We start from the raw sequence: 13,092 nt of genomic DNA on the forward strand, positions 1-13,092 counted from the left end.
CGTGTATGAACGAGACACGCCACCGGGTACTCGACGCACTGGCGGACGGCCCCGTCTCGGGGCCGACCCTCGCCGACGAACTGGATATCTCTCGCTCCGCAGTCTGGAAACACGTCGAAGCCCTTCGCGAGGAAGGGTTCGAGATACGGAGCGACGACGCAGGCTACGCCCTCGGTTCGGTTCCGGAGTTCGGGGCAAGCGCGGTCGAATACGGCCTCGATGCGCCCTTCGCCGTCGAGTATCACGACAGCATCCCGAGTACGAATGCACGGGCCCGAGATCTTGCGGCGGAGGGCGCGTCGGACAGTGTGGTGCTGGCCGACGAACAGACCGGCGGGCGGGGACGGCTCGACCGGGATTGGCACTCGCCAAGCGGCGGGGTCTGGCTCTCGGTGCTGTTCCGGCCCGACGTCCCGATGGCTCACGCGCCGGTGTTCACGCTTGCGGCGGCCGTCGCAGTAACGCGAGCGGCCCGCGAGGCCGGCGTCGATGCCAGTATCAAGTGGCCCAACGACGTGCTCGTCCGCCACGACGACGGGGAGCGTAAGCTGGTCGGGATCCTCACCGAGATGGAAGGTGAGGCTGACCGCGTCTCTTGGGTGGCCGTGGGCATCGGCATCAACGCGAACGTCGACCCTGCGGACCTCCCCGAGGAAGCGAACCCGACGAGCCTCTCGGCCGAACGCGGCGAACCGGTCGACCGGCGACTGTTCACGCAGCGACTGCTAGAAGAGTTCGACGCGCTGCGACAGGACACGGGGCAGGTCGTCGAGGCGTGGCGCGAGTATGCGACGACGCTGGGACAACGGGTCCGGGTCGAGACGCCGGGAGGCTCCATCGAGGGCGAAGCCGTGGACATCCAGTTCCCGGGCGCGCTCGTCATCGAGACAGAATCCGGTACAGAGATCGTTTCAGCGGGGGACTGTGAGCATCTCCGCCCGGTTACGGAGTGAACTCGACGGCAGGAGACACATCACTGCGGGACGCCGGCAGGCTGCTCGTCCTCCGAGACATCTTGCAGCGTTGTCTCTACCGGAACGGTGACGACCGGGATGTGAGCCGACCGGACGACCCGTTCGGCGACGCTCCCCAGTAGCAGGCGGTCGATGCCGCCCCGTCCGTGCGTCCCCATCACGATGAGGTCACAGGCGTGCTGATTCGCGTAGTCGACGATTTCTCGGCTTGGGCTTCCCTCGGCCGTCGCTCGCGTGACAGTCACATCATCGGCGACGAGGCGCTCCACCATGTCCAGTGCCATCTCGCCCTCGCGGTGGAGCGAGTCGGTGACGCTCTCCCACGTCGGTTCGTGTGGGAGCGTCGAGAACCGACCGGTATCGACGACGTACAGCGCGTGAATCTCGCTGTCGTGGGCCGCTGCGAGTGTCTTAGCATGTGTGAGTATATCTCTCGTTCCCGGTGAACCGTCCGTCGGTACCAGTATCCTGTTGTACATATTGTACTATTGACTGTCTGATGGGATATAGGTTGGTAATGGATACCACACTATAGACAGTCAGGATACGGCTCAGTTCAGCTCTCGGTCCCGTTCGACGCCGCCCATTTCGGACCCGTCCACGGACGGTTCGTCGAGCGCCTGTTCGAGCCGTCGTTCCAGTTCGGCCTCGGTTAGCTCCCCGTTGGCGTAGCGCTCGGAGAGTCGTTCAACGGGGTCCGTCTCGGTGGTGCTGGTCACACCCACTGCGTCGGTAGCCTGTGTCACGTCAGTGGTCGCCGCCTGCTCGTCTCGCCCAACAGCCCTCGACACGAGCCAGTACACGGCATACCCGATAGCCACAAGAACCCCAATCGTAGCGGCCAAGGAGATGATACCGAACAGCAGACCCACAAGCCCAAAGAACAGCCCGAAGACGAGCCGTACGGCCGCAAGGACGACGATTAGCGAGACGACGCCCAGCAGACCGTACAGCAGTACTTTCAGCGGTGTGCTCAGAGCACGATCGGTGGTGGAGGGCATCGCCTGTGTGTACTATTCCCGCAGTGATAAGAATTATTCCGTCACGGATGGACGACCCGTTGAACGTCGTCTGTCCCCGCCCGGCGAACGACGGCGCGGACAGGGTTTCGCGCCCCGGAGAGGTTATCCGAATCCCCGTCGAGGACTTGCAGCCGTGCCGGCTGGCCGGTCTTGATGAGACCGCCGCCAAGCCCCGCGATTTCGGCTCCGTTGACCGTCGCCATCCGCAACACCTCGCGGGCCGAGATATCGTACAGCTTCGCGGTGAACTCCATCTCGCGGAACATCGAGGGGCTGTTGAGCATGACGTTGTCCGTCCCGAGCGCAACTGTCGTCCGCTCGGTCAGTTCCTCGACTGGCGGACGGCCCACATCGGTGACGATGTTCGACCGGGGACAGACGACGACCGGGAGTTCGCTGTCAGCGACCCGCTGGAGATGTAGCGACTCCGCGTGGACCATGTGGACGAGGAAATCCGGGTCGAGATCGAGCGCGGGGTTGATGTCGGAGCTGTCGACCTCGCCGGCGTGGATGCCGAACAGTTTCCCGGCGTCCCGGGTGGCGCGCCGTTCCGCCCCGAACTCGCTATCGTTGGCCCCGCTCGCACCGAACCCATCGGCCAGTTCCATCGCGTCAGTCGTCTCGCGCCCGAGAATCACGCTTTCGAGCGACGAGTCCGACAGCGCGTCGCGTATCGCCTCGACGCCCTCGACGCCGCCCTCACGGAACTCCACGAACGCGCCGGTCCCGGCCTGTTCCATGAACGACAGTGACCGCGCCATGGCGGCGACCAGTTCGTCCTTGCTGGCGTCACGGAGCAAGCGGTGTTTCAGGCCGTCCGGCGGCGCGACCAGTTCTTCCAGCGAGAGCCCCTCGCCGGCCTCCTTCGCAATCGAGTCGCCGATGTGCGTGTGGGCGTTGACGAACGACGGCACCACGATGTCGTCGCTATCAACGGCTGCCTCCTCGATGGCGGTTATCTCCCCGTCCTCGACGACGACGCGACCCTCGACGGCCTCGAACGACCGCCCCGTCAGAATCGTCCCTTCGAGAATCATACTTGCTGTTCGCCCGTTCTCTCAGTTAAATTCATCGAGGGTCGCATGGATACCCGTCCGCACGTCGCGCACTCTGGACCCATCGAGGTCGAGTCCCAGTTCGCGAATCGCCGCCGCACCGACCCGCTCGCTCTCGGATTCGGGGGCGTAGACACCGAGTCGCCACTGGTCGCGCTGGGCGGCGCGGATAGCGTTTACCAGCGTCGACTGCTCGCCGAGGCGGCGGACCTCACCGTTGACGAGGACGCGGCTGCTCGACTCAGTCACCGACGGCTCGGGCGGGATATCGAGGATGACGGCGTCACTGCCGACGTTCGCTTCGTCGGCGATAGTCTCTTCCATCGTTCCGACCGTCTCGTGGTCGGCCGCCAGCACCTCGTCGGGGACGGCCCCCCACTCCGCCCAGACGGCACGTTTGTACAGGTCCCGCCGGCTCAGCCGCCGGGCGTAGGCCGCCGTCGCCTCGCACTGTCGCAGGGCCACGAGCAGGTCGCTGTCGTCCCACCGGCGAAGCGTCTCGGCAGTCGTGCCAGTCGCGGCGAGCAGTTCCTCGGTCCCGCGGCGCAGCATCGACTTGGCGATGCGGGCGACGTGGTGCTGGTAGACGGTTGGATTCATCAGCGCCCGCGCGAGCAGGAGCGACTCGGCCGTCTGGACGTTCCCCTCGTCTAAGACGAGTTCGCCGTCGACGAAGCTCAGCTCTCGGACCAGCCGCTCGTGGTCGATAGTGCCGTAGGGAACGCCCGTGTGGTGGGCGTCACGGACCAGATAGTCCATCCGGTCGACGTCCAGTTCGCCGGAGACGAGCTGGCCCAGCTCGCCCTCGCCGGCGACAAGGCCGGCCACGCGGTCAGGATTGAGGCCGTGTTCCGAGAGGACCCGCGCGACCGGGCCGTCACCGAGCAGTTCGTCCACGTCGTCGTGGTACTTACCGGTCCGGCGGTGAATGAGCGCCTCGACGTTGTGGCTGTACGGCGAGTGCCCCACGTCGTGGAGCAACGCCGCCGCACGGACCCGTTCGGCCTGCTGGCCTTCGATGCCGAGATGGGACAGCGCCCGGTCTGCGAGGTGATAGACCCCAAGCGAATGCTCGAATCTGGTGTGGTTCGCCGAGGGGTAGACGAGCGTCACCGTGCCGAGCTGTGAGATGTGTCGGAGCCGCTGGACCGGTGGCGTATCGAGCAGCGCCGCCGCCACGCCCTGAACCTCGATGTGGTCGTGGACGCTGTCCTTGATTGTAGTCATTGCCGTGGCCTACGGCGGCGGCCGGCAAAATCGTTCGCCACCGAACACGCGGAAACCGCTACTAGCGGGGAACCCAGCCGTAGATGTGGTTCAGCATCACGTACGTGACGAGTCCGAGAAAGAGGCTTAGCCCCCAAGCCGAGACGGCGATGCGACCCACGCGGGCGTGGACCGTCTCTCTGAGTTCGGCCGGAGAGTGCGTCAGCCCGAGAACGACGGCGTGAACGACAACAGGCACAGACACCGCGGACAGCAAGATGTGTACGGCGAGCATCACGATGTACGCCGTCCAGACGAACCCTTCGGCGACGATTTCCTTCTCGAAGCCGCCGCCGACCTTGAGGATGTACAGGACCAGAAAGGCCATGATGAGGGAGAAGGCGGTCAGCATCGCCGTGCGGTGTTTCTGTACCTGACCGCTCTTGATGAAGTAGACGCCGGCGATGATTGTGAGGAGCGCGATGCTGTTGACGACCGCGATTGCGTCGCCGAGCAGGATGACGGTGTGCCGCGAGAACTCAGGCAGCGGCAACACGCCGCCGAACGCGCCGAACACGAGCGCGTAGCCAACGACCGAGACGACAGCGGTGACGAGCCGCGGACGAGCGCGGGCACGCGACTGGAGTGTGTCTGCGACGGCCATACCGACAGGTCAGGACCGGAGTGGTAACTGTGTTCTGAAACGGGCGAGCACGACAGGACGATTGCGAACCGAAGCGGTGGCTACTGAACTCGAAAACAGCGAGAATTGGGTAGCAGCGCCGCCGAGCTCAGGCGAAGGTCCGCGACACTTCTTCGTCGTCGGTCTCTTCCTGCTGGATCTTCTCCCAAGCGTTGTGGAAGTCCGCCATCGTGACCTCTGTCCGGTCGTCGCGGATGGCGAACATCCCGGCTTCGGTACAGATGGCCTTCACGTCAGCACCGGAGGCGTCCGTTATCTCCTCGGCCAGCGACTCGAAGTCCACATCGTCGGAGACGTTCATGCTGCGAGTGTGGATCTGGAAGATCTGCTTGCGACCCTCGACATCCGGGTTCGGGACTTCGATGAGGCGGTCGAAGCGGCCGGGACGGAGGATGGCGCGGTCGAGCATGTCGAAGCGGTTCGTCGCGGCGATGATGCGGATGTCGCCGCGGTCGTCGAACCCATCCATCTCCGAGAGCAGTTGCATCATCGTCCGCTGGACCTCGGCGTCGCCGGAAGTCTTCGACTCCGTCCGCTTGGCTGCGATAGCGTCGATCTCGTCGATGAAGACGACGGCGGGCTCTTCCTGACGGGCCAGTTCGAACAGGTCACGGACCAGCTTCGCGCCCTCGCCGATGAATTTATGGACCAGCTCGGAGCCGGCCATCTTGATGAACGTCGCGTCGGTCTCGTTGGCGACGGCCTTGGCGAGCATCGTCTTCCCGGTGCCGGGCGGGCCGTGCAGCAGGACGCCGCTCGGCGGATCGATGCCGACGTCTTCGAACATTTCGGGGCTCTTCAGCGGCATCTCGACGGTCTCGCGGACCTCTTCCATCTGCTCTTCGATGCCACCGATGTCGGCGAAGGTGACGTCCGGCGACTGGTCGACCTGCATGACGCGGGCACGAACGTCGGTCTCGTCGTCGAGCTGTTTGACGATAGAGAGGGAGTTGTTGACAGCGACGCGGTCGTCGGGTTCGAGGTCCTCACGCATCTCGTCGGTGACCTCTGTCAGGGCCTCCTGATTGTTGCCGTGCTGTTTGATAATCACGCCGTCACTGGACAGCTCTTGGACGGTGGCGACAAACAGCGGCGACTGCTTGAGCTTCTTGTTCTCGTGCGTGAGCCGTTCGAGCTTCTGCTGGTACTTGTTGTTCTCAGCGTTCGCGTCAAGCAGCTTGTCGCGCATCTCCTCGTTCTGGGATTCGAGCACCTCCAGCCGCTCCTGCAGCGCCTCGATCTTCTGTTGCTGAGACGCGTCATCGTCGTACGGCATGTCGACCTCATCGACGGTGTCGGTCATTACGACGCCTTTAGTAGGTGTACCGTTATGAGGCTTCGGGTAGTCTCAGAAACTGTATCGCCCGGCGTGAGCCCGGAGGGGGCCGCTACTGGCCGCTTCCCGTCTGTAGGTCGCAAACCGGCACGTTTCTTGGCCCCCACCGGAAACATCTGCTCATGCCAACCGACCGCGAAGAAGTCCTCATCGTGGGCGGGGGCGTCGCCGGACTTTCGGCGGCGATCTACACCGCTCGCGCCGACCTGTCGACACGAATTATCTCGACCGGCGAGTCGATACTGAACCGCAACGCCCATCTGGAGAACTATCCCGGATTCCCGGCCGGAATCAATCCGCGACTCCTGCTCGAACTGATGCGCGCACAGGCACGGCGGGCCGGGGTCTGGTTCATCGACGGCGAGGCCGAGCAGGTAGAGCGAGTCGACGGGGGCTTCGAGGTATCCTGTTCTGACGGCGAGTCCTACGACGCGACGTATCTCATCGCCGCGTCTTGGTCTGACCCGTCGTATCTAGAGGGACTGGACATCTCGCTCGTCGACCGTGGTTCGAAACAGTTCATCTCAACCGACGAGCAGGGCCGAACCGATATCGAGGGGCTGTACGCGGCTGGTCGGCTGGCCGAGCAGCACCACCAGACCATCGTCGCCGCGGGCCACGGCGCACAGGTCGGACTCACGCTGCTGGAAGACTCCGACGTCGACTTCTATCACGACTGGACCGCGCCTGAAGGGTACTTCACCGGCCGCGACCGCCCGGTCCCGCCGGGCTGTGAGGAGATTGATGAGACAGAGCGTAAGCAGCGCGAACAGGAGTCGCTGGAAGTCATGCAGCGGTACTTCGAGGAGCCGATGCCGGGCGAGCCGACGATGCACCCGAGCGTCGATCAGGATTCAGACTGACCCTGTTTCGAGCGAGCGCGCGACGGACTGCAGCCGCTCGATTCGCTCGGTCGTCGGCGGATGTGACCGCGTTTCGATGGACAGTGAGTCAGTTGCCGTCGCGGTTCCGAACCCGTGTGGGAGAAAGCACAGTCCGCGGATGCCCGCGTACGCGGAGCGTTTGTCTGTCTCCGGACGGTCGTCGCCCTCGCCAGCAAGAGTTTCTAGCGCGGCGACAAGCGCGGCGGGGTCCCCGGTCAACTGCGCTGCGCCCCGGTCGGCGGCGAACTCCCGGGCGCGCGACAGCGAGCGCCCGAGGACGACGACGGGCGCGGTGAACACGCCCAGCGCGACGCCGCCGAACAGGACCGTCACCGCGAAGAGAAACAGAAACCCCAGCGTGAACGAGAGGCTTCCGAACGGGGCGTCAAGCACCCGAGCGCTGAACACGTAGGCGAGACCGAGCGCGACCAGCCCGACTACGTATCGGCTCCCGCCCGGACGCAGGTCCGAAAGCGGGTCGTACTCGCCGTTGGTCAGCGACGGGAGGAAGCTGGCCAGCGTCATGACCGTCGCGTCGCGGTTGGCGACGTGCATGAGTTCGTGGGCCAGCACCGCATCGAGTTCGTCGCCCGCAAGCGTCGAGAGGAGCCCCTCGCTGACGACGACCGTCGCGCCGCCGAGCGTCCCGATGGCGAAGCTGTTCGGCACGTCGGCGTCCGCAACGGCGATCTGTGGCGGCGTGAGGTCGGCCAGTTGCGCGAGGCGTTGCACCCGTTCGTGGAGGTCGGGGTACTCATCGGGGCCGACAATTCGGGCGTCGACTTCGGCCATCGTCTGCGCTCTGGTGTAGCGAAGCTGTGCCCAGACGAACGCCACAAGCGCGGGGGCGAGAATGGCCACCCACCAAGCGATGCGTGCCGATGCCCCACCGAACGGGAGGGCAGTCGCGACGGCGTCCCGCACCGGCACAAGCCATGGCGTCAAGAGCGCTGCCGTGGTGGCTACCACCGCGATATCGACGGCGAGGAGGAGCAGGAGGGTCCACAGGATACGGCGTGTCAGTGTCCGCATATGGTTAGTTCTGCTAGATCCACCGCGAATGAAAGGTTTTCTGCTCCGACAGCCCAAGGGTGAGGAAAATATTTACTCTGCGGCCGGAAACGGTCTCGTAGTGTCAACAAAGCTGGTTCGTGCCGCCCTCGCCCTCCTCTGTGCGGTCGCTGTCCTGTTCGGCACAGCGCTGTTCCCCGGCGCGCTCGGCGTCGAATTCGAGTCGAGCGGCCCCCTCGACAGCCAAGCGAACGAGCCGGTCACGCCCGACGGTACAGCACCCGGCGAAGTCGACAGTGGGCCGACGCCGGTAGCGACAATCACGGATTCAGAGACAACGACGGAACCGAGCGACGAACAGGAGTCCACAGCGACGCCAACACCGACGGAGACGGCGACAGAGACGCCGGCAGCCAGCGAGGGCGGAGACAGTGTGTCGCCCGTGCTAGTGAAACTGCTTGGGCTGGCGCTGATCGGCGGGTTCGGCGTCGTCGCAGTCGGGGTCATCCGAGCGGCATCGAACGCGGAGCACGACGGGTCGACAGACGCCGGGCTCCTCCTGCATCCGCTCGTCGACAAACTGGTCGGCACGGTCGCCGGGGCGGTCGCAGACGGTGCAATTGGCCGGGCTATCGGCCGGATTCCACAGGTAACGACCGCCGCGCTGCTCTCGGGAGCGTCAGCGCTCTCACGAGTCGGAGCCGGCGTCAGTGCCGTCTCTAGCGGCGTCCTGACGGGGTTAGCGACTGGCATCGGGTCGGTCGGCACGATGTCATTGCGAGGGGTCGCCGGTCTGCCGAGCGCCCTCGGGTCGCTCTCGGTCGCGCCGTTCAAAGCCCTCAGCGGCTTCGGTGGAACCGGCGGGTTCCTTGCCTCGGTTCGAGATGGTGTCGACAGCCCATCGCTGTTTGGCTCGTCGGCGGCAGAGTCCAGCCAGTCGACGGCCACCGAATCGACGGCAGAAGCGGACGACGGGCCGGACATCGATTCACTGTCGATACAAGAGGCATGGGCACTGCTTGCCGACCGCGTATCTGTGCCGGACCCTGAGACAGCGACGCCCGGAGAGTACGCCCGCCGGGCCATCGATAGCGGGCTGCCGGCCGAGCCCGTTCGCCGGCTGACCGTCCAGTTTCGAGAGGTCACATACGGCGGGAAATCGGCGACTGGAGAGCGAACTGAGGCGGCTCGTAACGCCCTCAGACAACTCCTCAGCAGGGGTGGCGACTGATGAGTGACGCGGAGTCCAAACAGGGAGAAACTGCCAGCGTAACCATCGATGTCAGTGTCGAACGCCCGACACCGGGACGCAGGTTCGTCCAATACACCCTGCTAGGACTCGCCGCGCTTGCTGGGGCAGTGTTCGTCGTCACCTTCCCTTCAGTTCTGCCGGACGTTGGTAGCGGGACGGCCAGACAGCTCCAGTTCGTTGCAAGTGTCAGTGCCGCTGTAATCGGTCTGTTCGGCCTGTACACTGTCGTACGGACACAGGACTCCGATCTTCCACCGGTGAAGGGGAGCCAGCCGCGTGACCCGTACCACGACCGCGACACCGACGACGAGCCGGCGGCGCTGCTTGCTGCGCTGTTAGAACCCGAAACGACGCAGTCGGAATCCGGGGATCTGGTCGGCGATGATATCGACGAGCTACTCGCAAAGATCGACGGGCGTGTCGACCCCTACAACGGCCTCGAAGCGAGCTATGCGTCCGAGGTCAGGAACAGGCTCCGCGAGGCCGCGCGACAGATGCTGGTCGAAACGGCGGATATGTCGATGGAGGCAGCGGCCCGGGGAGTCCGTACTGGTTCGTGGACGGACAACCGCCGGGCGGCCGCCTTCCTCGGCGGCCCGGACGCGCCCGATCCACCAATCGAGATGCAGTTACGAGACTGGGCCAGCGGCGAGGGATTCGACCGGAAAGTTGCGGCGGCGGCGGCCGAGATACGGCGGCTCCAGCGGGGTGAGCGGGCATGAACACGCGCGAAACGTCACAGCGTAACGTCGGCGTCTCGGCCGCGCTGGTGGCTGGCGGGGTCGGTATCGTCACTGGGAACCCGACGGTTTTCATGGTCGCGGCAGTGGCGCTGGTGTACGCGGCCTATCAGGCGGCTATCGGTGACCCTGAGCCGACGCTCACGGTCGAGCGGCACGTCGACCCGGCCGACCCGCTCCCCGGTTCGGAGGTGACCGTAACGCTGACGCTCACGAACGGCGGAGACGCGACACTGCCCGATGTTCGCGTCCTCGACGGCGTTCCGGAGCGGCTGGAAGTCGTGGGGGGGTCCCCGCGGTTCGGGACCCACCTCGAAGCCGGGGCGTCGGATTCAGTCACCTACACCGTCGAAGCCCGGCGCGGCGACCACGCCTTCACCGACGTGGCGGTCGTCTGCCGGAACCTGACCGGGACTGTCGAGTTCGCCGAACAGGTCCCCGTCGAGACGACGCTGTCGTGCAGTGCGAGCGTCGACACCGTCCCGCTCTCGGGCCAGACGCTCGCACAGTCCGGGCGCGTCCCGACGAACGCCGGCGGGAACGGGCTCGCCTTCTACGCCATCCGCGAGCACCAGTCCACAGACCCGATGAGCCGCGTCGACTGGAACCGCCTCGCGAAGACGAACGAGCTGGCGACAGTCGAGTTCAAGGAGACGCGAGCGGCCACCGTCATCACGCTCGTGGATAGTCGACATCACGTTGCAGGCGAGGCGAACGCGCCCACCGCCGTCCAGTTCTGTGCCTACGCGGCCCGGCAGGTCGGCTCGGCGCTCCTAGGGATGGATAACCGCGTCGGTGCCGCCATCTACGACAGTTGCGAGACGCTACAGCCGTCGGCGAATCGTGCACAGGAACAGCGATTGGAGGCGTTCCTGAGTACGGTCGTGAGTGGGGCTGCGACCGGTTCATCGCGGTCCCGCGGTTCAGCACTCCTCAACACCGGCACCCGAACCCGGCGAACGCAGTCGCCGACCGGAACGGCGGACCGGTACGGCATCACCGACGGCGGTGACGCAGTAGCGACGCTCGACCGCTCGATTCCGAGCGAGTCACAGGTCGTGTTCTGCACGCCCCTACTCGACGACCGGGCGGCCGATGCGGCAAAGCGGCTCGCTGCGTACGGGCACGCGGTCACGGTCGTCAGCCCGGACATGACAACTGGGGATAGCCCGGGCAGCACCGTCGAGCGAATCGACCGAACTGCTCGCCTCGACGGCCTTCGAGGCACGGTTCGAGTCGTCGATTGGACGCCAGCGGAACCGCTCGCCAAAGCTCTCATTCATGCAACGGAGCGGTGGGCATGACGGCGCTCGACAGTCGGCCGGCGGCGGCGAGCGCGGCGCTGGCCGGAACAGTCGCGGTGCTCGTCTCGCTCGGTCTCGGCGTCGCCACCGGAGAGCCGAGAGCCGTACTGACCGGCTTCGTCGGCGGGCTCTGTATCGCGGCCGGGGTCTGGGCGCTCCGTAGCGACGCACACACGCGCATCGCCGGCGGCAGCGTCGCCATCATCATCGGCGCGGGCGTGTTCTGTGGGACCGCGCTGTTGGCCCCCGACTACTGGTCGCTCGTTGTGGCACTCGGGTTCCCGCTGGCCGCGACACTCGTTGTTATCGACGCGAGTAGCGGACTGGTACTGCCGACCGATGAAACGGACGACCTCTCGGCCATGCTCGATGAGAGTTTCGTGGTGCTGCTTGTCGGCATCGGCAGCACAATCGTCTGTGCCGTCGCCGCCGCCGTCAGGCTGCCTTGGGTGCTCGTCCGGGTCGTCGGTGACTTCTCGGTCCACCCGCTCGTGGGCTTCGTGACGCTACAGGCCGGGGTCCTCCTCGCTCTGTTGTTGCTGGACTGGGCCACAGAGACGCTGGAGTCGTGGATTCCGGCAGCCACGGCGACGACGGACCGGGCGCTTGGGCGGCTACGGCTGCTGGGGACGAGCTGGTGGGACATCGACCGCTACGTCAAAGCCGCTGTGGGCCTGCAGGTGCTCGTGGCGTTTGTCCCGACAGCACAGGGACTGTTCGACCGCTTCCTCGACAATCTCCCGGTGCTCGGGCCGGCGCTTCGGTTTGCCCTCAGTGGCCCCCTTCACCTTCCGCTCGCGGTTGGACTCCTAGCCTTGCTGGGTATCCTTGTCGCCGAACGGCTCCGGCAGTGGCTGCTGCAATGGCTCGGGGACGACCCCGGGCGGTCACTGGCACGGCAGGCCGGCAGTATCGTGATCCCTGTGGGACTGCTGCTGGGCGCGCTGGTCCTTACAGCCGCCGGCGTGACCCGTCAAGTAGCCCCCACGTATACCGGGGGCGGCCACTACGGCTCAGCGACCGTCCTCCTCCTCGGCATCTTGATTTCGGTCGTCGCCCTTCGGGGGCTCATCGCGCTGCTGGCCGAACTAGTGAGTGTGGAGTTGCTGTCCCGACAGGTGGCAGGGTTCGCGGCCGGAAGCGGTCTCCTGTTCGTCATGACGGTGCTCGGAGCGGAGCGCGGACTCGCACCGATACTCGTCCTCATCGGGAGCGCGGCGGCGTTGCTTGTCTGGGATGCCGGTGCGCACGCCAGTAGCATCGGCCACCAGCTGGGCCGGGACGCCGAGACGACGGACAGCGAGTTCGTCCACGTCACTGGGACGGCGGCCGTCCTCTCCGGCGCAATCTTGCTCGTCATGCTCGTCAGATACGTGCTCATCCCGGTCGCGGTGCCGACAACACCGGCCGAACTCTCGTTCAGTTCGGTGGTCGCACTCGGACTGGTCTTGCTGGCGATAGCCGCGTTCACCCTCGCACTGAACGCACACGATGGGGGGCCACGTACCAGCAGTGACAGAAGCGGTACTCGGAGCGATCAGGCCGTCAATGACAGCGACTAGGCCCCGCCGGAGAGACAGGGGCTTTTACCCCCGCACCGCGAAC

The 13,092-nt window shown here is 65.6% G+C and carries 13 protein-coding genes; 6 read left to right on the top strand and 7 right to left on the bottom strand.

The window, feature by feature from the left end:
* Positions 1-5 precede the first annotated feature (5 nt).
* Positions 6-953: a biotin--[acetyl-CoA-carboxylase] ligase gene (locus Har1129_RS11110; protein WP_151100708.1), complete on the top strand. Its 948-nt coding sequence runs from the start codon at positions 6-8 to the stop codon at positions 951-953.
* A 20-nt stretch (positions 954-973) separates the two neighbouring features.
* On the opposite strand, the gene Har1129_RS11115 is transcribed toward Har1129_RS11110, so the two are convergent.
* The 6 genes from Har1129_RS11115 to Har1129_RS11140 all read right to left on the bottom strand — a co-directional run bounded on the left by Har1129_RS11115 (position 974) and on the right by Har1129_RS11140 (position 6,263).
* Complete coding sequence (locus tag Har1129_RS11115; RefSeq protein ID WP_151100709.1) at positions 974-1,453, bottom strand: universal stress protein; 480 nt, start codon at positions 1,451-1,453, stop codon at positions 974-976.
* A gap of 72 nt (positions 1,454-1,525) precedes the next feature.
* The gene (locus tag Har1129_RS11120) at positions 1,526-1,975 is read right to left on the bottom strand and encodes an SHOCT domain-containing protein (RefSeq protein ID WP_151100710.1); all 450 of its coding nucleotides are present in this window, start codon (positions 1,973-1,975) and stop codon (positions 1,526-1,528) included.
* Positions 1,976-2,016: 41 nt separating this feature from the next.
* Complete coding sequence (locus Har1129_RS11125; protein WP_151100711.1) at positions 2,017-3,033, bottom strand: amidohydrolase family protein; 1,017 nt, start codon at positions 3,031-3,033, stop codon at positions 2,017-2,019.
* A 21-nt stretch (positions 3,034-3,054) separates the two neighbouring features.
* Positions 3,055-4,278, bottom strand: coding sequence for an HD domain-containing protein (locus Har1129_RS11130; protein ID WP_151100712.1), 1,224 nt, complete (start codon positions 4,276-4,278; stop codon positions 3,055-3,057).
* A 61-nt stretch (positions 4,279-4,339) separates the two neighbouring features.
* Complete coding sequence (locus Har1129_RS11135) at positions 4,340-4,921, bottom strand: DUF420 domain-containing protein (RefSeq protein WP_151100713.1); 582 nt, start codon at positions 4,919-4,921, stop codon at positions 4,340-4,342.
* Between the two features lie 127 nt (positions 4,922-5,048).
* On the bottom strand, positions 5,049-6,263 hold the full coding sequence (locus tag Har1129_RS11140; protein WP_151100714.1) for a proteasome-activating nucleotidase: 1,215 nt from the start codon (positions 6,261-6,263) through the stop codon (positions 5,049-5,051).
* 155 nt (positions 6,264-6,418) lie between these two features.
* On the opposite strand from Har1129_RS11140, the gene Har1129_RS11145 reads away from it, so the two are divergent.
* A complete protein-coding gene (locus Har1129_RS11145; RefSeq protein ID WP_151100715.1) occupies positions 6,419-7,159 on the top strand; it encodes an NAD(P)/FAD-dependent oxidoreductase in 741 nt (246 codons plus the stop codon).
* Here the strand turns inward: Har1129_RS11145 and Har1129_RS11150 are convergent.
* Entirely contained in the window at positions 7,151-8,212 is a 1,062-nt protein-coding gene (locus Har1129_RS11150) for a M48 family metalloprotease (RefSeq protein WP_151100716.1), read from the bottom strand. The genes Har1129_RS11145 and Har1129_RS11150 overlap by 9 nt on opposite strands.
* Positions 8,213-8,312: 100 nt before the next feature.
* Between Har1129_RS11150 and Har1129_RS11155 the strand changes: the two genes are divergently transcribed.
* From Har1129_RS11155 to Har1129_RS11170, 4 genes are read left to right on the top strand one after another with little or no spacing between them, the layout of a single operon-like run.
* Positions 8,313-9,422, top strand: coding sequence for a DUF4129 domain-containing protein (locus Har1129_RS11155; protein ID WP_225307802.1), 1,110 nt, complete (start codon positions 8,313-8,315; stop codon positions 9,420-9,422).
* Positions 9,422-10,165, top strand: coding sequence for a hypothetical protein (locus tag Har1129_RS11160; RefSeq protein ID WP_151100718.1), 744 nt, complete (start codon positions 9,422-9,424; stop codon positions 10,163-10,165). Before Har1129_RS11155 ends, Har1129_RS11160 begins: the two co-directional genes overlap by 1 nt.
* Positions 10,162-11,487, top strand: a complete 1,326-nt coding sequence (locus Har1129_RS11165) for a DUF58 domain-containing protein (RefSeq protein WP_151100719.1) — start codon at positions 10,162-10,164, stop codon at positions 11,485-11,487. Before Har1129_RS11160 ends, Har1129_RS11165 begins: the two co-directional genes overlap by 4 nt.
* Complete coding sequence (locus tag Har1129_RS11170; protein ID WP_151100720.1) at positions 11,484-13,049, top strand: hypothetical protein; 1,566 nt, start codon at positions 11,484-11,486, stop codon at positions 13,047-13,049. The genes Har1129_RS11165 and Har1129_RS11170 overlap by 4 nt, the downstream gene beginning before the upstream one ends.
* Positions 13,050-13,092: the final 43 nt, after the last annotated feature.

Source organism: Haloarcula sp. CBA1129 (assembly GCF_008729015.1).
Taxonomy (GTDB): Archaea; Halobacteriota; Halobacteria; order Halobacteriales; family Haloarculaceae; genus Haloarcula.

Coding starts and splice junctions, on each gene's coding strand:
- Har1129_RS11135 (WP_151100713.1), bottom strand. CDS start 4,921: ATGGCCGTCGCAGACACACTCCAGTCGCGTGCCCGCGCTCGTCCGCGG.
- Har1129_RS11170 (WP_151100720.1), top strand. CDS start 11,484: ATGACGGCGCTCGACAGTCGGCCGGCGGCGGCGAGCGCGGCGCTGGCC.
- Har1129_RS11150 (WP_151100716.1), bottom strand. CDS start 8,212: ATGCGGACACTGACACGCCGTATCCTGTGGACCCTCCTGCTCCTCCTC.
- Har1129_RS11110 (WP_151100708.1), top strand. CDS start 6: ATGAACGAGACACGCCACCGGGTACTCGACGCACTGGCGGACGGCCCC.
- Har1129_RS11140 (WP_151100714.1), bottom strand. CDS start 6,263: ATGACCGACACCGTCGATGAGGTCGACATGCCGTACGACGATGACGCG.
- Har1129_RS11130 (WP_151100712.1), bottom strand. CDS start 4,278: ATGACTACAATCAAGGACAGCGTCCACGACCACATCGAGGTTCAGGGC.
- Har1129_RS11120 (WP_151100710.1), bottom strand. CDS start 1,975: ATGCCCTCCACCACCGATCGTGCTCTGAGCACACCGCTGAAAGTACTG.
- Har1129_RS11160 (WP_151100718.1), top strand. CDS start 9,422: ATGAGTGACGCGGAGTCCAAACAGGGAGAAACTGCCAGCGTAACCATC.
- Har1129_RS11145 (WP_151100715.1), top strand. CDS start 6,419: ATGCCAACCGACCGCGAAGAAGTCCTCATCGTGGGCGGGGGCGTCGCC.
- Har1129_RS11165 (WP_151100719.1), top strand. CDS start 10,162: ATGAACACGCGCGAAACGTCACAGCGTAACGTCGGCGTCTCGGCCGCG.
- Har1129_RS11125 (WP_151100711.1), bottom strand. CDS start 3,033: ATGATTCTCGAAGGGACGATTCTGACGGGGCGGTCGTTCGAGGCCGTC.
- Har1129_RS11115 (WP_151100709.1), bottom strand. CDS start 1,453: ATGTACAACAGGATACTGGTACCGACGGACGGTTCACCGGGAACGAGA.